This window comes from Ruegeria sp. BHSA118 (assembly GCF_059613405.1).
In genome coordinates, this window is sequence record NZ_JBXWSM010000029.1 from 26785 (window position 1) to 48125 (window position 21341).

Consider the following 21341-nt stretch of genomic DNA (forward strand, 5'->3'; position numbering starts at 1 on the left):
CCCACTGTTTGGTTTCAATCACTTGGGCCGCGCTCTTCACCTATCGGGCGCTGCCAAGGCCCGGTTCCGCTTGCACTTTGGGTGCTGAATGGTATTGAGCGCGCAATCTGCTTTTTATCCGAAGGAACAACGCCCGTGGACCTGACTGCGCTGCGCAAAGCCAACCCCGAACACTGGGACAAAGCTGCGGCCATCCGCACCCTGACCCTTGACGCCGTCGCCGCCGCAAATTCCGGCCATTCCGGCATGCCCATGGGCATGGCCGATGTTGCGACCGTCCTGTTCGAAAAGCACCTGAAATTCGACGCCTCGGCCCCGAACTGGCCAGACCGCGATCGGTTCATCCTGTCGGCTGGCCACGGTTCGATGCTGGTCTATTCGCTGCTCTATCTCACCGGTCATGCCGATGTGACGCTGGAAGAGATCAAGAATTTCCGCCAGTTGGGCGCCAAAACCGCGGGCCACCCTGAAAACTTTCTTATCGACGGTATTGAAACCACGACCGGCCCGCTTGGTCAGGGTATTTCGAACGCCGTGGGTTTTGCCATGGCCGAGGAAATCCAGTGCGCGCATTACGGCAAGAAGGTCGTGGATCACTATACTTACGTGATCGCGGGCGACGGCTGTCTGATGGAAGGCGTCAGTCAGGAAGCGATCACATTGGCCGGTCGTCACGAGCTGAGCAAACTGATCGTCTTCTGGGACAACAACAACATCACCATCGACGGCACCGTCGATATTGCCGACCGCACCGATCAGGTCCGCCGGTTTGCGGCCTCTGGCTGGCATGTGATTGAAATCGACGGCCATGACCCCAAAGCCATCGATGCGGCCATTGTTCAGGCGAAAAAGTCGAAGAAACCGACCATGATTGCCTGTGAAACCCATATCGCTCTGGGTCATGCTGCGCAGGACACCTCGAAAGGTCATGGGGCACTGACAGATCAGGATCAGCTGAAAGCCGCGAAAGAAGCCTATGGCTGGCCGCACGACACTTTTGAAGTTCCAGCCAACGTCAAATCCGCTTGGGAAGCGATTGGGGCACGTGGCGCAGACGAACGTGCTGCTTGGGAAGAACGTTTCGCGCAGCTTTCCGAGAGGAAGCAGGCCGAATTCAACCGCGCCTATGCGTTTGAAGCCCCCAAGCGGCTGGCTGGCGCCATTCGTGCGTTCAAAAAGCAGATGTCTGAAGAACAGCCGAAACTGGCCACCCGCGCCTCGTCCGAAAAAGTTTTGAACGTTGTGAACCCGATCATGACCGAGACTGTTGGGGGTTCGGCCGACCTGACCGGATCGAACAACACAAAATCGGCTGATATGGGCGTGTTCCTGCCGGAAAACCGCAAGGGCCGCTACATCCATTACGGTATCCGTGAACACGGCATGGCCGCTGCGATGAATGGCATGGCGCTGCATGGCGGTATCCGCCCCTATGGCGGTACGTTCATGGCCTTCACCGATTATGCCCGCCCATCGATGCGTCTGGCGGCACTGATGAAGATCCCCAGCGTCTTTGTGATGACCCATGACTCGATCGGTCTGGGCGAGGACGGCCCGACCCACCAGCCGGTGGAACATCTGGCCATCTCGCGCGCGACACCGAACACCTATGTGTTCCGTCCCGCCGATACGATCGAAACCGCGGAAGCCTGGGAACTGGCGCTGACCTTCAAGGACAGCCCCTCGGTCCTGTCGCTGACCCGCCAGGGCGTGCCGACCGTGCGCAAGGATCACAAGACCAAGAACCTGACCGCGCAGGGTGCTTACGTTCTGGCCGAAGCAGAAGGCAAGCGTCAGGCGATCCTGATTGCCACAGGTTCCGAAGTGTCGCTGGCCATGGAAGCCAAAGCGATGCTCGAGGGCGAAGGCATCGGCACCCGCGTCGTCTCGATGCCCTGCATGGAACTGTTCGCAGAGCAGGACGAAGCCTATCGCAAGCGGGTACTGCCCGCCGGTCCGGTCCGCGTCGGCATCGAGGCCGCCGTGCGCGCCGGTGGCTGGGATCGCTGGCTGCTGGGTGAACGTGGCCGCGAAGCCAAGTCAGGCTTCATCGGTATGTCGAGCTTTGGTGCCTCGGCCCCTGCCGGTGAGCTGTACAAGCATTTCGGCATCACCGCCGAAGAGACCGTTGCCAAGGTCAAGGAATTGCTGGGGCTTTAAGCTACAGAAAACCAGTAATAAGGGCGGTGTCAGCCGCCCTTTTTTTCTTCTGCTTCAAACTGCGCCTTCAAAGCATCATATGCTTGCTGAGCGTAGTCCAACCGCAACTCATATTGTCCCCTGGCGGTGACAAAGTCCGGTGCCTGAATTCCAGCGGCAGAAAACGTCTGCACAAGATGAGTTCCTGAAAGTTGTATGTATTCAGCTGCTTGTCCAGTGAAGCGATTGTAAATTCGCCCACCCATCCAGCCACTGCGCTTTTTTGCTTCCTGTGCTGAGTGAATGCGAAAGTGCAATACACTGAACAACTCTTTTGGATCAAAAGGCATCAGGCCCGCGGCCGCGCTCATCGCCGAAACCACTGAGCCCAGCCCATCGCTTGCGGCGCTATTAACACCTTGCTGACTAGGGCTGGGCCCTGAAAGGATCTTAACAATTGACGTGCGTGCTGCGTTCACAGGTATTCTCTTTCGCTATTTTAGTGGTCATCGTTTTTGGGGGGGCCGGATGGCAATAGAGGCGCAATCACCTTCGTGGCCACCGGGATAAGGACCAACCCCCAGGCCAACCCGAAAATCCCATCCATCGTCGCCTTGGACAACCATTCCACCGCGCCGGTCCATTGTGCGGATACAGAATGCCCAATGGCATAAGCCCAATCATGGATATGATGGCCCAACCATCCAAAGCCCAACACCTCCATCCCGTGGATCACAATTGACCCACCGACCCACAGCATCGCCGCAGTTCCCACAATCGAAAGGGTTTTCATCACCCCGGGCATTGCCTTGACCAACCCTCGGCCCAGACCGCGACCGATAGGTGTCGGCGCGTTCTGCGCCAGAAAAAGCCCTACATCATCCATTTTCACGATCAGAGCCACCGACCCATAGACGGCCACCGTCACGCCTATCCCTACAACGGCCAGCGTCGCGGCCTGCATCCATAGGTTCGGGGCTTCGATCGCCGCCAGTGCAATGGTCATGATCTCGGCTGAGAGGATAAAATCAGTTTTGATCGCGCCCTTGACCTTCTGCTCTTCCAGATGGCCGGGGTCCCGGTTTTTCATATCCTCTTCAATGACATGGCTGCCATGAGGAAACAGGACGTGAAAAATCTTCTCGGCGCCTTCAAAACACAAATATGATCCCCCCAGCATCAACAGGGGGGTGATCAGCCACGGGGCGAAATTGGCCAGCAACAAGGCCACCGGCAACAGGAGTATGATTTTGTTGAAAACCGAACCGCGCGCGATACGCCAGATGATCGGCAATTCGCGCGCCGGGGCAAAGCCCTGAACGTATTTTGGTGTCACTGCGGCGTCGTCGATGATCACTCCCGCAGTCTTGGCCCCAGCCTTGCCCGCCGCAGCCACGACATCATCCACCGATGTCGCCGCAACCTTGGCGATCCCGGCCACATCGTCCAACAAGGCCAAAAGACCACTCATTGCGTTTCCTTTCCCTTTCGCTGCCGCATCTGGACCCTACCTGATCCAACGGCTAGCGCAAGCGTTAGCGCAACCGTCGCAGGTTTGCGCTAACACCTTAAAAATATACCGTTTTTGCCCTTTTGAGATTCCCAATTCGCCGCTATATGGCCCTCAAAGCAAGCGCATCAGGAGACGTCACATGACCATCAAGGTCGGTATCAATGGTTTTGGCCGTATTGGCCGCTGCACCCTGTCGCACATCGCCGCGTCGGGGCGTAACGACATCGAAGTGATCAAAGTCAACGCAACCGGCCCATTGGAAACCTCTGCGCATCTGCTGAAATATGACAGCGTTCATGGGCGGTTCCCGCGCGAAGTTTCGATCGAAGGCAACACGATGGATCTGGGTCGTGGCCCGATGCAGATGTTTTCGACCTACGATATGAATGAACTGGACTGGGAAGGCTGTGACGTCGTTCTGGAGTGCACCGGTAAATTCAATGACGGCACCAAGGCCAAAACACATCTGGATCGCGGTGCGGGCAAGGTGCTGCTGTCCGCCCCCGGCAAGAACGTGAACAAAACCATCGTTTTTGGTGTGAACCACAACACCCTGACCGCGAACGACAACATGGTGTCGAACGGCTCTTGCACCACCAACTGCCTGGCCCCGCTGGCCAAGGTCCTGGACGAAGGTGTCGGCATTGAACACGGTATCATGACCACCATTCACGCCTATACCGGAGACCAGCCCACGCTTGACCGTCGTCACAGTGACCTCTATCGCGCCCGCGCTGCCGCGATGTCGATGATTCCGACCTCAACCGGTGCTGCCAAAGCTTTGGGTGAAGTTCTGCCAAACCTGAAAGGCCGTCTGGACGGGTCTGCCATCCGGGTCCCTACCCCGAACGTTTCTGCGGTTGACCTGACCTTCCGCGCGTCGCGTGACACCTCGGTGGCCGAGATCAACGCAATCGTCGAAGAAGCAGCCAAAGGCCCAATGCAGCGCGTACTGGGATTTGAGCCCGCGCCACTGGTGTCGACCGATTTCAACCACACCGAGGAAAGCTCGATCTTTGCACCGGATCAGACACGCGTTGTCGATGACCGCATGGTCCGCGTTCTGGCCTGGTATGACAATGAATGGGGCTTCTCGGTTCGTATGGCCGACGTAGCTGTTGCGATGGGCCGCCTTAACTGACCCTTCGGACTTCGCTTGTACCTTGATGCCCGCTCAGGTTATCTGAGCGGGCATTTTACGTTCGGGACAGCCATGACCAACCAAATCGCTATCTGGCTCGGCCTTCTTCTGCTCGGCAGTGTCATGCTGGATGTGGCGCTATACGGCACCGAACATCTGCTTTTCCTAGGAAAGAAGCTTTACGACTTTCTGGACTGGCTCGCTTTCTGGCGGTGACAGAGGTTTTCCTTGACATTTCGCTTGATCTGTCATTGTTAGCGCTAACTCATCTTGCTGAGACATTTGGACGGAGCAGACCATGACCTTGAAACTGGCGATCAACGGATTTGGACGGATCGGGCGCGGGGTTCTGCGCGCGGTGATGGAAAGCGGACGTACGGACGTTGAGATCGTCGCGATCAACGATCTTGGCAAACCCGAAATGAACGCGCATCTGTTCGAATTTGACAGCGTTCACGGCCGCTACCCCAACCCTGTTACGCTCAGCGATGCAGGTCTGGACGTGGGTCGTGGTCCAATTCGGCTGAGCAGCGAGCGCAACCCCGAGGATCTGCCCTGGTCGGATATTGACGTCGTTCTGGAATGTACGGGTGTGTTTCGTACGCGCGAGGCGGCGGAACGTCACTTCAAAAACGGATCCCGGAAAGTCCTGATCTCAGCCCCTGCGCGGGGTGACGGCGGTGTGAAAACCATCGTCTTTGGTGTCAACGATGGCGAGCTGACGGCCGGGGATCTGGTGGTCTCAAACGCGTCCTGCACCACCAACTGCCTGTCGCCGGTCGCTGCGGCTCTGGATGCCGGCCTTGGTATCAAGCACGGCAACATGACCACCGTCCACGCTTACACTGCCAGTCAGCCGGTGCATGATACAGTGGGAAAAGATCCCTACCTGTCCCGAGCGGCGGCGCTGTCGATGATCCCCACGACAACCGGTGCTGCTGCTGCCGTGGGCCTGGTGTTGCCGCAACTCAAAGGAAAACTGACCGGTCAGGCCATCCGCGTTCCAACCCCGAATGTCTCGGTCGTTGATCTTGTGGCCGAGGTTTCACGCCCCACGACCGAAGAAGAGGTCAACCAGCTGTTCGTCGATGCGGCTGCCAAGATCCCCGGCGTGCTTGCCGCGGAAAGCCGCCCTCTGGTTTCCATTGATTTCAATCACGATCCGCACAGCTCGACCGTTTCACTGGCTGAAACCAAAGTCACTGATGGCACCTTGGTTCGTGTGCTGGCGTGGTACGACAATGAATGGGGCTTTTCGAACCGGATGCTGGATACGGCGGCCGCAATGGGTGCCCTAGCCTAACCTTTGTTTCAGCGCATCATTGACACGGGGCGTGACGAACTTCGACACGTCCCCGTTCAGCCGGGCGATTTCCTTCACCAACTTGGACGCAATCGCCTGATGGCGCGCTTCGGCCATCAGGAACACGGTCTCGATCGAATCGTCCAGAGCCCGGTTCATGCCGACCATCTGAAACTCGTATTCGAAATCGGCAACCGCACGCAGGCCGCGCACGATGATTTGTGCGCCGACATCCCGCGCACAATCAATCAGCAGGTTTTCAAAGGGATGCGCGATGATTTCGGTTCCGGTCTGCTCGGACAGCCGGGCGCATTCCGCTTCGATCATGGCCACGCGCTCTTCCAACGAGAACAGAGGGCCCTTGTCCCGGTTGATGGCCACACCGATAACCAGTTTGTCCACCAAAGCTGCCGCCCGACGGATGATATCGATGTGTCCCATGGTGATGGGATCAAAGGTACCAGGATACAATCCAACCCGCATCGCGCCCTCCTGCGCAACAAAATTTCTGCGCAAGCAAACATAACTTTGCTGCGGGTGCAAGTGATTGCTTGGGCAACCCTTGCCGTCAGTGCCCCATTATCATGCCTTCGAGGGCATCTTTTTCCATCGCAAGTTCGGAAAGCTGAGCCTTCACCACGTCACCCAAAGTGACAATGCCTACGAGTTTTCCGTCTTCAACCACCGGCATGTGGCGAAAGCGCCCCTCTGTCATGCGGGACATGATGTCTTCCACGGTGGTCTGACGAGTCGCCGTGACAAGGTTCTGCGTCATATAAGACTTTACCGGTTGGTTCAGACAACCACTGCCGCTGGCCGCCAATTCCCGGACGATGTCACGTTCCGAAAGGATGCCGACGGCAGTATTGCCGCCATCGTCGGAAACAACGACCGTACCGATGCGCTTGTCCGCAAGAATCTTCGAGGCCTCTGAGATTGTCGCCGATGGCGCCACGGTCACGACACCATCTGTCGCTTTGGACTTCAGGATGGCCTGAACTAGCATGAAGAATACCTCCGGAATAATAACACTTATTCCAAAGCGTTGCGCGATTGCCGCGACCTGTCAAGCGTCGGGGCCTGCTTCCAAACGAAGCACTTCATCGCGAATACCGCGTGTCAGGGCTTCGGCAAAGCGGTTCAACCGCTCGTTGCGCTGGTCACCCTGATGCCTGACCAGATAGAAGCTGCGCGTCAAACTCACTTGATCCGTCAGGATTTTCCGAAGCCCCGGGTGAAACGGCAACGTGAAATCATGCGCCACGCAAACCCCTGTTCCCAGACAGACCTGCCGCAGTTGGACCGATACCGAATTCGATGCAAGAGCGACACGGTCAACGCCAATATCGTTCAGGTAGTCAAGTTCCCGGTCAAAGATCATGTCGGGGATATAGCCGATCAACCTGTGGCCCTTCAGGTCAGCGATATTCCGGATCGGATCATGTCGCTTCAGATACTCTTCGGTCGCGACCATGTGCAGCTTGTAGTCGCTGATTTTCTTCACCAGCAGCTGTCCGGCGGTCGGCGCACTGACCGTAACCGCCATATCCGCCTCGCGACGGGACAGGTTGATCACACGCGGAAGCGCCAGGATCTGAATGTCCAGATCAGGGTTTGCGTCGCTGATTTTGGCGCAAACCTGCGGCAGCAGATAGTTGGCACTGCCGTCCGGCGCGCCAATCCTGATTTGCCCGGTCAGGGTTTTCGTTGGTCCTGTTACCGCCCCGGCCGCCGCGCGCATCGCCTCTTCTGCATGCAGCCCGTGTTCCAACAGCCGCTGTCCCGCCGGGGTCAGAACATAGCCTTGCTGCGACTTGGTGAACAATGTGGAATCCAGCGTCGCCTCCAGGCGCGCAATGCGCCGACCGACGGTGGCAGGGTCGATCTTCAGGATGCGGCCTGCCGAAGACAGGCTTTCCTCGCGCGCGACAGCCAGAAAAATCCGCATATCATCCCAGTTTGGGGTCATTTTGATCCCTTTTGCATTTTTGCAAAACTCTTTTGAGACATTGCCTCTGTTCGCGGGATTCCTGCAAGCCTATTCTGCGCGCAAATCTATCGGAGGAGCTATTGATGCAAGACCTGACCCATTTCCTGAACGGCGAAATGGTCGCCGGAACGTCCGGTCGTTTCGACGACGTCTACAACCCGGCAACGGGTGAAGTTCAATACAAGTGCCCGATGGCCAGTGCAGCGGAGACCACCGCCGCGATCGAGGCCGCCGCCGCCGCCCAGCCCGCATGGGGCGCAACCAACCCGCAGAAACGCGCGCGCGTCATGATGGCCATGGTCGGCCTGATGAATCGCGACATGGACAAACTGGCCGAAGCGCTGAGCCGTGAGCACGGCAAGACCATCCCCGACGCCAAGGGTGATTTGCAGCGTGGTCTGGAAGTGATCGAATACTGCATTGGCGCTCCGCAGATGCTGAAGGGTGAGTTTACCGACAGCGCGGGCCCCGGCATTGACATGTATTCAATGCGCCAGCCTCTGGGCGTTGTCGGCTCGATTATGCCGTTCAACTTTCCGGCCATGATGCCACTCTGGCACGTTGGCCCTGCGCTGGCCTGCGGTAACGCCGTTGTTCTGAAACCGTCCGAACGCGACCCGTCTGTGCCCCTGATGCTGGCTGAACTGTTCGTCGAAGCCGGCCTGCCCAAAGGCGTTTTCCAGGTCGTAAATGGCGACAAGGAAGCGGTCGACACCATCCTCGACAGCGAGATCATTCAGGGCGTCAGCTTTGTGGGTTCAACCCCGATCGCACAGTATATCTACAGCCGCGCAACCGCGAATGGGAAACGAGCACAGTGCTTCGGCGGTGCCAAGAACCACATGATCGTCATGCCCGACGCCGATCTGGATCAGGCCGCAGACGCGCTGGTTGGCGCCGGTTTCGGTGCAGCCGGCGAACGCTGCATGGCCGTTTCGGTGGCTGTTCCCGTAGGTGAAGAAACCGCAGACGCACTGATCGAGAAACTGGTGCCGCGTATCGAAAAGCTGAAGGTTGGCCCCTACACTGCCGGTGATGACGTCGACATGGGCCCGGTTGTGACCGCCGCCGCGAAACAGCGCATTCTGGGCCTGATCAATTCTGGCGTCGAACAGGGTGCGAAACTGGTTGTCGACAACCGCGACTTCAGCCTGCAAGGCTATGAGGACGGTTTCTTTGTCGGCCCGCACCTGTTCGACAACGTGACCCCCGAGATGGACATCTACAAACAGGAAATCTTTGGCCCGGTTCTGTCCACCGTGCGCGCGGGTTCTTACGAAGAGGCCCTGAAGCTGGCGATGGATCACGAATACGGCAACGGCACTGCGATCTTTACCCGCGATGGCGATACCGCACGTGACTTCGCCAGCCGGATCAATATCGGCATGGTGGGCATCAACGTTCCGATCCCGGTTCCGTTGGCCTATCACACCTTCGGCGGCTGGAAGAAATCAATGTTCGGCGACCTGAATCAGCACGGCCCGGACAGCTTCAAGTTCTACACCCGCACCAAAACCGTGACCGCACGCTGGCCGTCGGGCATCAAGGAAGGTGGCGAGTTCAACTTCAAGGCCATGGACTGACCCTACAGCTTCCTGACGCTTGAAGCCCGGCCCGTTCAACGGCCGGGCTTTTTGCATCTTTCCGCCGAAAAACCTGCTTTCGTCCGCCCGGTCACAGGAAATTCAAGTGGTTCACTCTGGAAAAAATCAACCAACGCCCATATTTTAACGTGAACAATGTACTGAGCAGTGAACTTATCGGAGGCAACCTTGTCCCAATCCCGCATGACCCGTCGCTCTGCCTTGCTGGGCGTGGCCTCTTTGATGGCAACACCTGCCCTTGTTCGGGCGCAAAGCACGGATGCTTTCCCGGAAACGGAAGACGCGATCAGTACGCAATTACCAGTCCGGCGCAATATATCGTCCTTCTCGCAACAGAACTGGCAGGACCATTTCGATGAATTGGGCGTTGGTTGCCTGTTGGCCGACATCACCAGCCGCGCCGTCCATTACTGGGACCCTGACGGCACCTACAAACTGTACCCAAGTTCCGTGCCCATGAACGAAGAGCTTACCAAACGCGGGTACACGAAAGTTGTGCGCAAAACGGAATTCCCAAGCTGGACACCCACGCCGTCAATGCGCGAACGTGACCCTTCGCTGCCGCTTCGGATGGAAGGTGGCGATCCCGGCAACCCGCTGGGAACCCGCGCCATGTATCTGGATTGGCCTGCCTACCTTGTTCATGGCACGCATGACACCCGTAAGATCGGTCGTCAAAGCTCGTCAGGTTGCATCGGCCTGTACAACCAGCATGTCGAAGAACTGTATCCGCTGGTCAAAGTCGGTACGCAGGTTCGTCTGGTCTGATCCACCCTTTCTGACCAGCAAAAGCCCCGGTCGATCGCCGGGGCTTTGTTGTCTTTTGAACCCGGCGTTTATTCCGGCAGGATCACCGCGTCGACGACGTGGATGACGCCATTGCTGGTTTCAATGTCGGCCTGCACGACTTTGGCGTCGTTCACTTTCACACCGTTTCTGGCATTAACGCTCAGCCGGTCGCCCTGAACGGTCAGAACCTTGGCGCGTTTGCCAGCGATATCACCGGACATGACCTTGGCCGGAACCACGTGATAGGTCAGGATCGCGACCAGTTGATCCTTGTTTTCTGGTTTCAAAAGCGTCTCGACAGTGCCTTCCGGAAGCGCGGCAAAGGCTTCGTCTGTGGGTGCAAACACTGTGAACGGACCATCCCCTTTCAGCGTGTCAACCAAACCTGCGGCCTGGACGGCGGCAACCAAAGTGTTGAACGACCCGGCGGCAACGGCGGTGTCGACGATATCAGCGGCCTGAGCCTTGAGCGGCATGGCGAATGCAAGTGCGGCGGCTGCGCCCATGAATGTGCGACGGAACATGGCTGTCTTCTCCTCTCCAGCGTGTTATGGAAAGGGATACGGACCTTTTGCCGCAATGGATCACTCTGGTTTCAGTTTTCCTTGAGCTGCACCCAGATGCTCTGCGCCCGCCCCTCGGCCAGAAACGGCAAGGCGGTAACGGCATCGGGCCGGTCCTGTTGCAGGTAATATCCCGGCCAAAGCATTGAATACGCGCCAGATTGCAGCAAGCCGTGCAACACGTACTGCTCACCCCAGCCCGGGCAGTCATAGAAGAAGCGCTTGGGGTATTCGTAGGGCAGAAAAACATCGTGCACATGGATCACCACTCCGGGCTTCAGTGTCGGAATGATGCGACAGAACAGATGGGCGACATCGTTGCTCATCCGCACAACATGGCTGGAGTCGATGAACAGAATGTCTCCGGCCTCCAGCTCTGCGAACAGTGCCGGGTCTGTTTCTTCGAGACGTTTTTGTTCGAACCGGTCGACCACATGGGCGATATCGGCGCGTGGGTACGGATCAACCGCGGTGATGGTGGTATCCAGATTGCCGTCGAGGATTGCCTGACGGGTCACACGGGTTGAATTGCCGCATCCGACCTCAATCACGCGTTTGGGCTGAAAGCGGCGGATCATAAGATACAATGCATCCGCATCCGGGCTGTCAAAGTAACCATTGCCGGTACGATAACCGGTCTGGTTGCGTGCAGGATCTTTCAGCGCCTCCAGGGCCGCCTTGTGACGCCCGTATTCCGCCACCAGTTGAGAGATGTCGAACCCCTCCATCCCCGGCGACAACGCATAGGCGGGACGCGTCAGCCCACCCGCCGCTTCGAAGGCTTCCAGCCGCGCCCGTTCATCCTGTTCCGTAACTCTGTCGACCAGTTTCACCCCCAATTCTTCAAGGGCGGCGTTGATCTTCGGGAATTTTCTGGGTTTCAAGGCGCTGGCTCCGCGATCTGTGATGCAGTGTTCCTTACCGTTGCGAACCGTTTCTCTGCAAGGGCCAGCCTGGCAAACCCTTGGCAAAACGTAAATTTCCGTATTCACTGATGGAACTGACAACTGCGAGAGGCCCCATGCAGCAGGAATTTACACTCGGGATCGAAGAAGAATACCTGTTGGTGGATCGTGACAGCCTGCAATTGTCCGAAGCCCCCGAAGCGCTGATGGCGGCCTGCCAAAGCGACTTCGAAGGTCAGGTAAGCCCCGAGTTCCTGCAATGCCAGATAGAGGTTGGAACCAGACCGCACGCCACGGTCGCTTCGGCGCGCGAAGATCTGAAGCGGCTGCGGTCATGCGTTTCGAAACGGGCCGCCGAATACAACCTGTCGCCTATAGCCGTCTCGTGCCACCCGTTCGCCAATTGGAAGGATCAACACCACACCCGGAAAGAACGGTATGACGCGCTGCAACATGCATTAGGCGGCGTTGCCCGGCGGATGCTGATCTGCGGGATGCATGTACATGTCGGGGTCGAGGACCCTGCCCTGCGCGCCGATCTGATGCCGCAACTGTCATACTTTCTTCCTCATCTTCTGGCGCTGTCCACATCTTCGCCCTATTGGAACGGCGAGGATACCGGCCTGTCTTCATACCGGCTGACGGTGTTCGACAACCTGCCCCGCACCGGGTTGCCGCCCGTATTCGCCAGTTGGGGCGAGTATGAGCGGACCACAGGCATTCTGGTCGAACTTGGGGTCATCGAAGACACCACAAAGATCTGGTGGGATCTGCGCCCTTCACATCGTTTCCCAACTTTGGAAACACGGATCATGGATGTTCAACCCCGTCTGGAACACACTTTGTCGTTGGCGGCACTGGTTCAGGCATTGACCCGGATGCTGTGCCGTCTGAAGGATCGCAACCTGCGCTGGCGGCAATATGATCGTTTCCTAATCGGCGAAAACCGCTGGCGCGCGCAGCGCTACGGAGTGGGTGAAGGGCTGATCGATTTCGGCGACCGTTCGGTCAAACCCATGTCTGAACTGATCGGCGACCTCATGGGGTTGTTGGCAGAAGACTCCGAAGCACTTGGCACAATGGCCGAGCTTGCACGGCTCAGGCAGATTGCTGAAAACGGCACTTCCGCCACGCGCCAACGCCGTATTCATGCCGAGGCATCAGCGCGAGGTGACGATCCGGGCCAGGCCGTCGTGCGCCACCTGATCGAGGAATTTCACGCCGATCTCTGAACGTTTCCGGCTTGTGACCCGTTTCAACCGACTCATTGTTGCGCCTGCAAAATTTCTGTAAGAATTCAGAAATAAACAACCGTTCAATTCATTGCCGACGGGAGGGAGCGTCATGGATTTCGCACTCAGCGAGGAGCAAACAGCCATATTCGACATGGCGCACGCGTTCGGGCAGGAAAACATCGCCCCCTTTGCGCGCCAGTGGGAAGCGGACGGAACCATTCCCAAAACCCTGTGGCCCCAGATAGGCGAGCTTGGTTTCGGCGCGCTTTATGTATCCGAGGAAAGCGGAGGCTCAAATCTGACCCGCCTGGATGCCACGCTGGTTTTCGAGGCCCTGTCGATGGCCTGCCCCTCGGTCGCCGCCTTCCTGTCGATCCACAACATGTGCGCCAAGATGTTGGACAATTTCGCGGATGACGATCTAAAGGCGCGCATCATGCCGGATGTTCTTAGCCTGAATACAGTTCTGAGCTATTGCCTGACGGAACCCGGTTCCGGCTCTGACGCGGCGGCGCTAAAAACCCGCGCCGAACGCACCAACGAAGGATATACGTTGAACGGTACCAAGGCGTTCATCTCGGGCGGTGGCTATTCGGATGCCTATGTTTGCATGGTACGCACCGGTCAGGATGGGCCCAAGGGGATCTCGACCGTATATGTCGAGGATGGCACGCCGGGGCTGAGTTTTGGGGCGCTGGAACAGAAAATGGGCTGGAAAAGCCAACCCACTGCGCAGGTTCAGTTCGACGACTGCAAAATTCCCGCTGGCAACCTTGTGGGCACCGAAGGCGACGGCTTCAAATACGCTATGATGGGCCTCGATGGCGGGCGGCTCAATATCGCGGCCTGTTCTCTTGGGGCTGCTCAGGCCGGGCTGGATATGACCCTGCAATACATGTCCGAGCGCAAGGCGTTTGGTCAATCCATCGATCAGTTCCAGGCCCTTCAGTTCCGTCTGGCGGATATGGAGATCGAATTGCAGGCCGCGCGCACCTTCCTGCGCCAGGCGGCGTGGAAACTGGACAACGGCGCGCCCGATGCCACGAAATTCTGTGCCATGGCGAAGAAATTCGTAACCGAAACCGGGTCGAAAGTGGTGGATCAGTGCCTGCAACTGCACGGCGGGTACGGATATCTTGCGGATTACGGCATCGAAAAGCTTGTGCGCGATCTTCGCGTGCATCAGATTTTGGAAGGCACGAACGAGATCATGCGCGTGATTGTTTCACGCCAGTTGCTCGCCAATCGCTGAGGCCCCGATGTCAGATATCGATATCCGCACCACAGGCCGTGCCGGTCGCATCACCCTGACCCGTCCCCATGCGCTGAACGCGTTGAGCTATGACATGTGCATGGCCATCGACACGGCGATGCGCAACTGGCGGGAAGACGATGCCGTTGACCTGATCATTCTGGACGCCGAGGGGGAAAAAGCCTTTTGTGCGGGGGGTGATATTGCTGAACTTTATGATACCGGCACCAAGGGCGATTATGCGTATGGTCAGACGTTCTGGCGCGATGAATATCGTCTGAATGCGCTGATCTTCGAATATCCAAAACCGGTCATCAGTTTTCTTCAGGGGTTTACCATGGGCGGGGGTGTCGGCATCGGCTGCCATGGCAGCCATCGCGTTGTTGGAGAAAGCGCAAAGATTGCCATGCCAGAATGTTCCATCGGACTGGTGCCGGATGTCGGCGGCTCGTTGATGCTGGCCCTTGCGCCTGGACGCGCGGGTGAGTTTCTGGGAACAACCGGCTATCGGATGGGGCCTGCGGATGCGATCTATGCCGGGTTTGCCGACCTTTTCATCCCGCAATCACAATGGTCCGATCTGATCGAGTTGCTCGAAGCCTCTGGAAACGCTGAACTATTGGCTGACCATGCCGGTACACCGCCTGTTGGTGAATTGGCGAACTTGCAGGCCCAAATCGATCAGCATTTTTCCGGTGACACCCTTGGCGACGTTCTGAACAGTCTGCACAGCAACGACACTGAGTTTTCGGCGAAAACTCTGGGCATGCTGAGGAAAAACGCGCCGCTTTCCGTGGCTTGCACAATCGAGGTTCTTCATCGCCTGCGCTCCCCTTCTCTGACCATACGCCGAGCTCTGGAGATGGAGTATCGTTTCACCCACCGCGCGATGGAGCATGGCGATTTTCTGGAAGGCATCCGCGCGCAGATCATCGACAAGGATCGCAACCCGAACTGGCAGTTTCCTGACATGAACGTCCCTCTGGTTACCGTGTCGAAAATGCTTCAGCCCCTGGGTGCGGACGCCCTGACATTCGAAGAGGATTAAGAGATGCAAATCGGTTTCATCGGACTGGGAAACATGGGCGCGCCAATGGCAGCCAATCTTGCAAAAGCCGGTCATAAAGTACTTGGCTTTGACACAGCAGGCGTGACGGTTGACGGGGTTTCTCAAGCCGCAACCGCTTCGGAAGCTGTTGCAGCGGCCGATGCTGTCATCACGATGCTGCCAAACGGTGCGATTCTGAGGGCCGTTGCGGATCAGATCATTCCTGCAATGGCACAAGGTGCCGTGCTAATCGATTGCTCGACAGTTGATGTGGAAAGCGCGCGGGCAGTTGCGGATCAGGCCATCAACGCCGGACTGTTGTCCGTAGACGCGCCAGTTTCTGGCGGCATCGGTGGTGCTGCGGCTGGCACGCTGACCTTCATGGCTGGCGGATCAGAAGCCGCGTTTGCCAAGGCATCCCCTCTGTTCGACATCATGGGGCAGAAAGCTGTTCACTGTGGTGAGGCCGGTGCCGGTCAAGCTGCCAAAATCTGCAATAACATGATCCTTGGTGTCACCATGATTGCAACCTGTGAAGCCTTCGCTTTGGCCGACAAACTGGGTCTGGACCGGCAGAAGATGTTTGACGTGGTAAGTACGTCGTCCGGATACAGCTGGACAATGAACGCCTATTGCCCTGCCCCCGGTGTCGGCCCGCAAAGCCCTGCGGACAATGGGTATGCCCCCGGATTCGCGGCTGAGCTGATGCTGAAGGACCTGCGCCTCAGCCAGCAGGCGGCTGAGAGTGCAGATGCAGATACGCCAATGGGTCAGGTTGCCACCGCGCTTTATGAGCAATTTGTCGAGAACGAAGATGGCAAGGGACGCGATTTCAGTGCCATGCTGCCACGGTTTGAAAAGCGCAGGCGTGACTAAGACAACTGGCGGCATCTTGCCCAACGATTTGACAGATCTTGGGCAAGAGACCATCTAGGCAGTCATGAACAAAAGGCCCGGCTGGCCAAATCGCAAAGGAAGGCGACATGACGAGATTTTTGGTGACGACGGCAACTCTGGCGGCTTTGGCCCTTTCCCCGGTTGCCGCGGTTGCAAAAAACAAGGCCGGGCATTGCCCTCCGGGTCTGGCCAAGAAATCCGTTCCCTGTGTGCCGCCGGGTCAGGCAAAGAAAATCTATCGCGATGGTGACTTCATTACCAACGATTACCGCTGGATCAATGACCCTTATCGCTATGGGTTGAACCGAAACTACTCATATGTCCGTGCAGGTGACTACGTGTACCGGGTCGACCCCGAGACACGCAAAGTATTGAACCTGATCGGCGCGATCGCAGATATCCTGAACTGAGTCCGCGTCTGGGCACTTATTCTGCCGCGACACGCGCCCCTTTCAGCATCGGCTTCAGGTATCGCCCGGTGTGGCTGCGTTCAACATCGGCTATGTCTTCCGGTGTTCCGGTGGCGACAATTTCGCCACCGCCATCACCACCTTCAGGTCCAATGTCGATGATATGATCCGCGGTTTTAACCACGTCCAGATTATGTTCAATCACTACGACCGTATTGCCTTGATCGACAAGTTCGTGCAGCACTTCCAACAGCTTGCGAACATCTTCGAAATGCAGACCTGTTGTCGGTTCGTCGAGAATATAGAGCGTACGTCCGGTTGAACGTTTCGACAGTTCCTTTGACAGCTTCACCCGCTGCGCCTCGCCACCTGACAACGTCGTGGCTTGTTGACCCACCTTGATATAGCCAAGACCCACACGCGCAAGGGCGTCCATCTTGTCCCGGATTGAGGGCACGGCCTTGAAGAACTCCTGCGCATCTTCCACTGTCATATCAAGCACATCCGCGATGGATTTACCCTTGAACTTGATCTCAAGCGTTTCGCGGTTATACCGCGCGCCTTTGCAGGTTTCGCAAGTCACATAGACGTCCGGCAGAAAGTGCATCTCGATCTTGATGACACCGTCACCTTGACATGCCTCACACCGCCCGCCTTTGACGTTAAAGCTGAAGCGACCGGGTTTGTACCCGCGTGCCTTAGCCTCGGGCAGACCGGCAAACCAATCTCGGATCGGGGTAAAGGCCCCGGTGTAAGTCGCCGGGTTTGAACGCGGCGTTCGCCCAATGGGGCGCTGGTCGATGTCGATGACCTTATCGAGGTGCTCCAGCCCCTTGATGGTTTCACACGGCGCAGGCGTTTGACGCGCGCCATTCAGGCGCATCGAGGCGGTCTTGAACAACGTCTCAATCGTCAGGGTCGACTTACCGCCACCAGATACCCCCGTGACACAAACGAATTTGCCCAAGGGAAACTCGGCCGTCACATCCTTAAGGTTGTTACCCGAAGCCTTTACGACCGTTACCTTTTTCTTGTTCCCCTTGCGCCGCTCGGCGGGCACTGGAATCTCACGTACGCCCGACAGATACTGCCCCGTGATCGAGGCAGCGTCCGCTGCGATCTGCTCGGGCGTGCCGTGGCTGACCACCTGCCCGCCATGCACACCCGCACCGGGGCCAATGTCGAACACATAATCAGCTTCGCGGATGGCTTCCTCGTCATGTTCGACAACAATCACGGTGTTGCCCTGATCCCGCAGATTCTTGAGCGTACCAAGCAACCGATCATTGTCACGCTGGTGCAAGCCGATTGAGGGCTCGTCCAATACATATAGAACCCCGGTCAGGCCCGATCCGATCTGGCTTGCCAGACGAATACGCTGGCTTTCGCCGCCTGACAGCGTTCCACTTGAACGAGACAGCGTAAGGTATTCCAAACCAACATTATTCAGGAATCCCAGTCGCTCGCGGATTTCCTTGAGGATGGCGCGGGCAATTTCGTTCTTCTGAGCGCTCAGATGGTTCGGAGCATCCTCGATCCAGGCAAGCGCTTCGCGGATGGACATTTGCACCACCTGGCCGACATGCAGCCCCGCGATCTTCACGGCCAAGGCTTCGGCCCGCAGACGATACCCTTCGCAGGATCCGCAAGGGCGGTTGTTTTGGTACCGTTCAAATTCCTCGCGTATCCACGCGCTATCAGTTTCACGATAACGCCGTTCCATATTCGGAATCACGCCTTCGAAGTTGCGTGTCACCTGGTACACCCGTCCACCTTCATCATAGCGGAACTGGATCTCCTCTTCGCCCGAGCCCCGCAGGAACACCTGCTGCACTTTACCGGGCAGGTCTTTCCAGGGCGTGTTCTTGTCAAACTCATAATGACGCGCGATGGCCTCGATGGTCTGAAGGAAATACGGCGACTTACCTTTCCTCCACGGCGCCAGGGCGCCGTCATACAGTTTCAGCGTCTGATCCGGCACCACGAGACGCTCGTCAAAGAACAGCTCGACCCCCAAGCCGTCACAATCCGGGCAGGCTCCGAATGGCGCATTGAACGAAAACAGGCGCGGTTCAATCTCGGGGATAGTGAAACCGCTGACCGGGCAGGCAAAGTTCTCGCTGAAAGTAATTCGTTCCGGCTCTCCTTCCCGTGGGGCCGTTTCCAGAATCGCAATTCCGTCCGCCAGATCCAGAGCGGTGCGCAGGCTATCGGCCAAACGCGTTTCCATGCCTTCGCGAACAACCAGGCGGTCGACCACAACGTCGATATCGTGACGGAACTTCTTGTCCAATGTCGGGGGCTGATCCAGCTCATGGAACTCACCATCCACCTTCACGCGCTGGAACCCCTGCTTGCGCAGTTCCAGAAATTCCTTCCGGTACTCACCTTTGCGGTCGCGCACGATCGGAGCCAGCAGATAACCCCGCGTGCCCTCCTCCATCGCCATGATGCGGTCGACCATGTCCTGCACCTGTTGCGCCTCGATCGGCTGGCCGGTGGCCGGGCTGTACGGCGTGCCTGCGCGCGCGAACAACAGGCGCAGATAGTCATAGATCTCGGTTACGGTTCCAACAGTCGAACGCGGGTTCTTCGAGGTCGTTTTCTGTTCGATGGAGATCGCCGGAGACAGTCCACTAATATGGTCAACATCGGGCTTTTCCATCATGTCGAGAAACTGCCGCGCATAGGCGGACAGGCTTTCGACATAACGGCGCTGACCTTCGGCATAAATCGTGTCGAACGCCAGCGACGACTTGCCCGAACCGGACAGCCCGGTGATCACCACCAGCTGATCCCGAGGGATATCGACGTCGATGCCTTTGAGGTTATGCTCGCGCGCGCCGCGCACCTCTATATTCTTCAGCTCAGCCATTTCCGGCCCCCAACAAACAAGTGGTTTAGAGATAGGCGAGCTTGCCCGAGTCTCCAACAGAAAAGTTAGAACATTTAGTGAACGTACAGGTTTTCGCCGACCAAATCAAACAGTGGGCATGGAATCGTACAGCTCAATACCTGGCTATCTGGCGAACCGAACGATCTTGAGGGGAAAATGGCGCGGTTGACGGGGCTCGAACCCGCGACCCCCGGCGTGACAGGCCGGTACTCTAACCAACTGAGCTACAACCGCGCATCTATTTCGTGGCCTTTGTCCTGGACCAAGGTAGGCAGCGATGGCGCGGTTGACGGGGCTCGAACCCGCGACCCCCGGCGTGACAGGCCGGTACTCTAACCAACTGAGCTACAACCGCCCGCTGCATGTTCATTGCTGAACGTTTGGGTGTATTATGGCTACGGTCGGGCAGCGTCAAGCGGCGTTTTGAAGTTTTTTGTCAGAATCCAGTTTTTTGTTTGCCCGCTGTTTTTTGCCCTCGCAAATTGTTCAATTTCGCTTGCGGCGCCTCGCCGGGGAAGATATGACCGCGTGTCATGGGTGATTAGCTCAGTGGTAGAGCGCTTCGTTCACATCGAAGATGTCAGGAGTTCAAATCTCTTATCACCCACCACCCCCTTTTCGGATTTTCGCTTGGAACCAATGGGCTTGCCACGTCGCGCGTTCCACGGCTATCGTGCCCTATTTGGCCCGATTATAGGCCACACGCAAAGGCTGAGGTCACCATGACGGGGTTAAAGCGCGACATTGGCCTGCTGGGTCTGACCTTCATTTCAGTCGGTGGAATCATCGGTTCGGGCTGGTTATTCGGCCCCCTTCTGGCCGTTCAGCATGCAGGGCCCGCGGCCACGATCTCGTGGATTGTCGGCGCGGTTGCCATGTTCATTTTGGCCATCACCTTCGCAGAGATTTCCGCCATGCTGCCCATTCCCGGAGGGATCGCGCGCGTGCCACAGTTTTCGCATGGCAATATCGTTTCGATGGCCATGGGATGGACTGCCTGGATCGGCTATAACACCACAGCGCCCATCGAAGTCGAGGCCATGCTGAAATACCTGGCGCCGTATGCGCCTTGGCTGCAAACGGCCGAGACAGGTGATTTGACCGGGGCGGGTATTTTCGTCGCGCTGGTTTTCATGCTGCTGTTCGTCGCGGTGAATGCGCTTGGGGTCAAGTTCTTCACGCGCGTCAATGCTGCACTGACCTGGGCCAAAATCGCCATCCCTGTTGTCCTGTCCGTTCTGCTTGTCGCAAGCCGGTTCAACATCGAGAACTTCACCCAGCCGGATGGGTTTGCGCCCTATGGCGCGCAGGGTATCATGGCTGCCGTTTCCACCGGGGGCGTAATTTTTTCGTTCATTGGCTTTCGCCATGTGGTTGATATGGCTGGCGAAGTTCGAAATCCAATATTCGCAATTCCAGCGGCATTGGTGTTATCGATTGTTCTTTGCGCCTTCATCTACCTTGGTCTGCAAGTGGCCTTCATCGGTGCGCTGGACCCATCCATGCTGTCCAATGGATGGGCACAGTTGAACTTTGGGGGCGAAGGACCACTGGACGCCATTATCATGTCTGTCGGGCTGATCTGGTTTCTGAGCCTGCTGAATGTCGGATCCGTGATAGGCCCCTTTGGTAACGGGCTGGTCGCAACCGGATCGA

At 57.5% G+C, this 21341-nt stretch carries 20 protein-coding genes and 3 tRNA genes; 13 read left to right on the plus strand and 10 right to left on the minus strand.

Going from position 1 to position 21341, the window contains the following annotated elements; genetic code table 11:
- Positions 1-135 precede the first annotated feature (135 nt).
- The gene (tkt, locus tag AC2FNN_RS10795; RefSeq protein WP_496758518.1) at positions 136-2160 is read left to right on the plus strand and encodes a transketolase; all 2025 of its coding nucleotides are present in this window, start codon (positions 136-138) and stop codon (positions 2158-2160) included.
- A gap of 29 nt (positions 2161-2189) precedes the next feature.
- Here the strand turns inward: tkt and AC2FNN_RS10800 are convergent, their stop codons facing one another.
- Positions 2190-2618 carry a hypothetical protein gene (locus AC2FNN_RS10800; protein WP_496758520.1) on the minus strand — a complete coding sequence of 143 codons (429 nt, stop codon included), beginning with the start codon at positions 2616-2618 and terminating at the stop codon, positions 2190-2192.
- 20 nt (positions 2619-2638) lie between these two features.
- Positions 2639-3610 (minus strand): DUF808 domain-containing protein, encoded by a 972-nt coding sequence (locus tag AC2FNN_RS10805; protein ID WP_496758522.1) that lies wholly within the window; start codon positions 3608-3610, stop codon positions 2639-2641.
- A 181-nt stretch (positions 3611-3791) separates the two neighbouring features.
- Between AC2FNN_RS10805 and gap (AC2FNN_RS10810) the strand changes: the two genes are divergently transcribed.
- The 3 genes from gap (AC2FNN_RS10810) to gap (AC2FNN_RS10820) all read left to right on the plus strand — a co-directional run bounded on the left by gap (AC2FNN_RS10810) (position 3792) and on the right by gap (AC2FNN_RS10820) (position 6096).
- On the plus strand, positions 3792-4793 hold the full coding sequence (gene gap, locus AC2FNN_RS10810; protein WP_496758523.1) for a type I glyceraldehyde-3-phosphate dehydrogenase: 1002 nt from the start codon (positions 3792-3794) through the stop codon (positions 4791-4793).
- Between the two features lie 72 nt (positions 4794-4865).
- Positions 4866-5009, plus strand: coding sequence for a hypothetical protein (locus AC2FNN_RS10815; RefSeq protein ID WP_496758524.1), 144 nt, complete (start codon positions 4866-4868; stop codon positions 5007-5009).
- An 82-nt stretch (positions 5010-5091) separates the two neighbouring features.
- The gene (gene gap, locus AC2FNN_RS10820; RefSeq protein WP_496758525.1) at positions 5092-6096 is read left to right on the plus strand and encodes a type I glyceraldehyde-3-phosphate dehydrogenase; all 1005 of its coding nucleotides are present in this window, start codon (positions 5092-5094) and stop codon (positions 6094-6096) included.
- Here gap (AC2FNN_RS10820) and coaD read toward each other — a convergent pair.
- The 3 genes from coaD to AC2FNN_RS10835 form a co-directional block, all read right to left on the minus strand.
- Positions 6088-6579 (minus strand): pantetheine-phosphate adenylyltransferase, encoded by a 492-nt coding sequence (coaD, locus tag AC2FNN_RS10825; protein WP_257600657.1) that lies wholly within the window; start codon positions 6577-6579, stop codon positions 6088-6090. The genes gap (AC2FNN_RS10820) and coaD overlap by 9 nt on opposite strands.
- 85 nt (positions 6580-6664) lie before the next feature.
- Entirely contained in the window at positions 6665-7102 is a 438-nt protein-coding gene (locus AC2FNN_RS10830) for a CBS domain-containing protein (protein ID WP_496758527.1), read from the minus strand.
- A 60-nt stretch (positions 7103-7162) separates the two neighbouring features.
- Positions 7163-8065, minus strand: coding sequence for a LysR family transcriptional regulator (locus tag AC2FNN_RS10835; protein ID WP_496758528.1), 903 nt, complete (start codon positions 8063-8065; stop codon positions 7163-7165).
- 104 nt (positions 8066-8169) lie between these two features.
- Here AC2FNN_RS10835 and AC2FNN_RS10840 point away from each other — a divergent pair, with 104 nt between their 5' ends.
- Together AC2FNN_RS10840 and AC2FNN_RS10845 are read left to right on the plus strand one after the other, a co-directional pair.
- A complete protein-coding gene (locus AC2FNN_RS10840) occupies positions 8170-9669 on the plus strand; it encodes a CoA-acylating methylmalonate-semialdehyde dehydrogenase (protein WP_496758530.1) in 1500 nt (499 codons plus the stop codon).
- A gap of 204 nt (positions 9670-9873) precedes the next feature.
- Positions 9874-10458: a L,D-transpeptidase gene (locus AC2FNN_RS10845; protein ID WP_496758541.1), complete on the plus strand. Its 585-nt coding sequence runs from the start codon at positions 9874-9876 to the stop codon at positions 10456-10458.
- A 68-nt stretch (positions 10459-10526) separates the two neighbouring features.
- Here the strand turns inward: AC2FNN_RS10845 and AC2FNN_RS10850 are convergent, their stop codons facing one another.
- Positions 10527-11003 (minus strand): fasciclin domain-containing protein, encoded by a 477-nt coding sequence (locus AC2FNN_RS10850; protein ID WP_496758531.1) that lies wholly within the window; start codon positions 11001-11003, stop codon positions 10527-10529.
- A gap of 71 nt (positions 11004-11074) precedes the next feature.
- Positions 11075-11926, minus strand: a complete 852-nt coding sequence (locus tag AC2FNN_RS10855; protein ID WP_496758532.1) for a class I SAM-dependent methyltransferase — start codon at positions 11924-11926, stop codon at positions 11075-11077.
- A 137-nt stretch (positions 11927-12063) separates the two neighbouring features.
- On the opposite strand from AC2FNN_RS10855, the gene AC2FNN_RS10860 reads away from it, so the two are divergent.
- From AC2FNN_RS10860 to AC2FNN_RS10880, 5 genes are all read left to right on the plus strand, one after another.
- The gene (locus AC2FNN_RS10860) at positions 12064-13179 is read left to right on the plus strand and encodes a carboxylate-amine ligase (protein ID WP_496758533.1); all 1116 of its coding nucleotides are present in this window, start codon (positions 12064-12066) and stop codon (positions 13177-13179) included.
- 112 nt (positions 13180-13291) lie between these two features.
- Positions 13292-14434: an acyl-CoA dehydrogenase family protein gene (locus AC2FNN_RS10865; RefSeq protein WP_171725308.1), complete on the plus strand. Its 1143-nt coding sequence runs from the start codon at positions 13292-13294 to the stop codon at positions 14432-14434.
- A gap of 7 nt (positions 14435-14441) precedes the next feature.
- Complete coding sequence (locus AC2FNN_RS10870; protein ID WP_496758535.1) at positions 14442-15482, plus strand: 3-hydroxyisobutyryl-CoA hydrolase; 1041 nt, start codon at positions 14442-14444, stop codon at positions 15480-15482.
- A gap of 3 nt (positions 15483-15485) precedes the next feature.
- A complete protein-coding gene (gene mmsB, locus AC2FNN_RS10875; RefSeq protein WP_496758536.1) occupies positions 15486-16358 on the plus strand; it encodes a 3-hydroxyisobutyrate dehydrogenase in 873 nt (290 codons plus the stop codon).
- 107 nt (positions 16359-16465) lie between these two features.
- Entirely contained in the window at positions 16466-16789 is a 324-nt protein-coding gene (locus AC2FNN_RS10880) for a hypothetical protein (protein WP_209504052.1), read from the plus strand.
- A 16-nt stretch (positions 16790-16805) separates the two neighbouring features.
- Here the strand turns inward: AC2FNN_RS10880 and uvrA are convergent, their stop codons facing one another.
- The 3 genes from uvrA to AC2FNN_RS10895 form a co-directional block, all read right to left on the minus strand.
- Complete coding sequence (gene uvrA, locus AC2FNN_RS10885) at positions 16806-19664, minus strand: excinuclease ABC subunit UvrA (RefSeq protein WP_496758538.1); 2859 nt, start codon at positions 19662-19664, stop codon at positions 16806-16808.
- 178 nt (positions 19665-19842) lie between these two features.
- Positions 19843-19919 (minus strand) — tRNA-Asp (locus AC2FNN_RS10890).
- Positions 19920-19963: 44 nt separating this feature from the next.
- Positions 19964-20040 (minus strand) — tRNA-Asp (locus AC2FNN_RS10895).
- 180 nt (positions 20041-20220) lie between these two features.
- Here AC2FNN_RS10895 and AC2FNN_RS10900 point away from each other — a divergent pair.
- Positions 20221-20295: transfer RNA gene (locus tag AC2FNN_RS10900), tRNA-Val, on the plus strand.
- Positions 20296-20407: 112 nt separating this feature from the next.
- A partial coding sequence (locus AC2FNN_RS10905; protein ID WP_496758539.1) for an APC family permease occupies positions 20408-21341 on the plus strand: 934 nt, incomplete at its 3' end.

What these genes read in the sequence shown, in the direction of transcription:
- AC2FNN_RS10805 (WP_496758522.1), bottom strand. Translation starts at nt 3,610, where the DNA reads ATGAGTGGTCTTTTGGCCTTGTTGGACGATGTGGCCGGGATCGCCAAG.
- gap (WP_496758523.1), top strand. Translation starts at nt 3,792, where the DNA reads ATGACCATCAAGGTCGGTATCAATGGTTTTGGCCGTATTGGCCGCTGC.
- AC2FNN_RS10815 (WP_496758524.1), top strand. Translation starts at nt 4,866, where the DNA reads ATGACCAACCAAATCGCTATCTGGCTCGGCCTTCTTCTGCTCGGCAGT.
- gap (WP_496758525.1), top strand. Translation starts at nt 5,092, where the DNA reads ATGACCTTGAAACTGGCGATCAACGGATTTGGACGGATCGGGCGCGGG.
- coaD (WP_257600657.1), bottom strand. Translation starts at nt 6,579, where the DNA reads ATGCGGGTTGGATTGTATCCTGGTACCTTTGATCCCATCACCATGGGA.
- AC2FNN_RS10830 (WP_496758527.1), bottom strand. Translation starts at nt 7,102, where the DNA reads ATGCTAGTTCAGGCCATCCTGAAGTCCAAAGCGACAGATGGTGTCGTG.
- AC2FNN_RS10835 (WP_496758528.1), bottom strand. Translation starts at nt 8,065, where the DNA reads ATGACCCCAAACTGGGATGATATGCGGATTTTTCTGGCTGTCGCGCGC.
- AC2FNN_RS10840 (WP_496758530.1), top strand. Translation starts at nt 8,170, where the DNA reads ATGCAAGACCTGACCCATTTCCTGAACGGCGAAATGGTCGCCGGAACG.
- AC2FNN_RS10845 (WP_496758541.1), top strand. Translation starts at nt 9,874, where the DNA reads ATGACCCGTCGCTCTGCCTTGCTGGGCGTGGCCTCTTTGATGGCAACA.
- AC2FNN_RS10850 (WP_496758531.1), bottom strand. Translation starts at nt 11,003, where the DNA reads ATGTTCCGTCGCACATTCATGGGCGCAGCCGCCGCACTTGCATTCGCC.
- AC2FNN_RS10860 (WP_496758533.1), top strand. Translation starts at nt 12,064, where the DNA reads ATGCAGCAGGAATTTACACTCGGGATCGAAGAAGAATACCTGTTGGTG.
- AC2FNN_RS10865 (WP_171725308.1), top strand. Translation starts at nt 13,292, where the DNA reads ATGGATTTCGCACTCAGCGAGGAGCAAACAGCCATATTCGACATGGCG.
- AC2FNN_RS10870 (WP_496758535.1), top strand. Translation starts at nt 14,442, where the DNA reads ATGTCAGATATCGATATCCGCACCACAGGCCGTGCCGGTCGCATCACC.
- mmsB (WP_496758536.1), top strand. Translation starts at nt 15,486, where the DNA reads ATGCAAATCGGTTTCATCGGACTGGGAAACATGGGCGCGCCAATGGCA.
- AC2FNN_RS10880 (WP_209504052.1), top strand. Translation starts at nt 16,466, where the DNA reads ATGACGAGATTTTTGGTGACGACGGCAACTCTGGCGGCTTTGGCCCTT.
- uvrA (WP_496758538.1), bottom strand. Translation starts at nt 19,664, where the DNA reads ATGGCTGAGCTGAAGAATATAGAGGTGCGCGGCGCGCGCGAGCATAAC.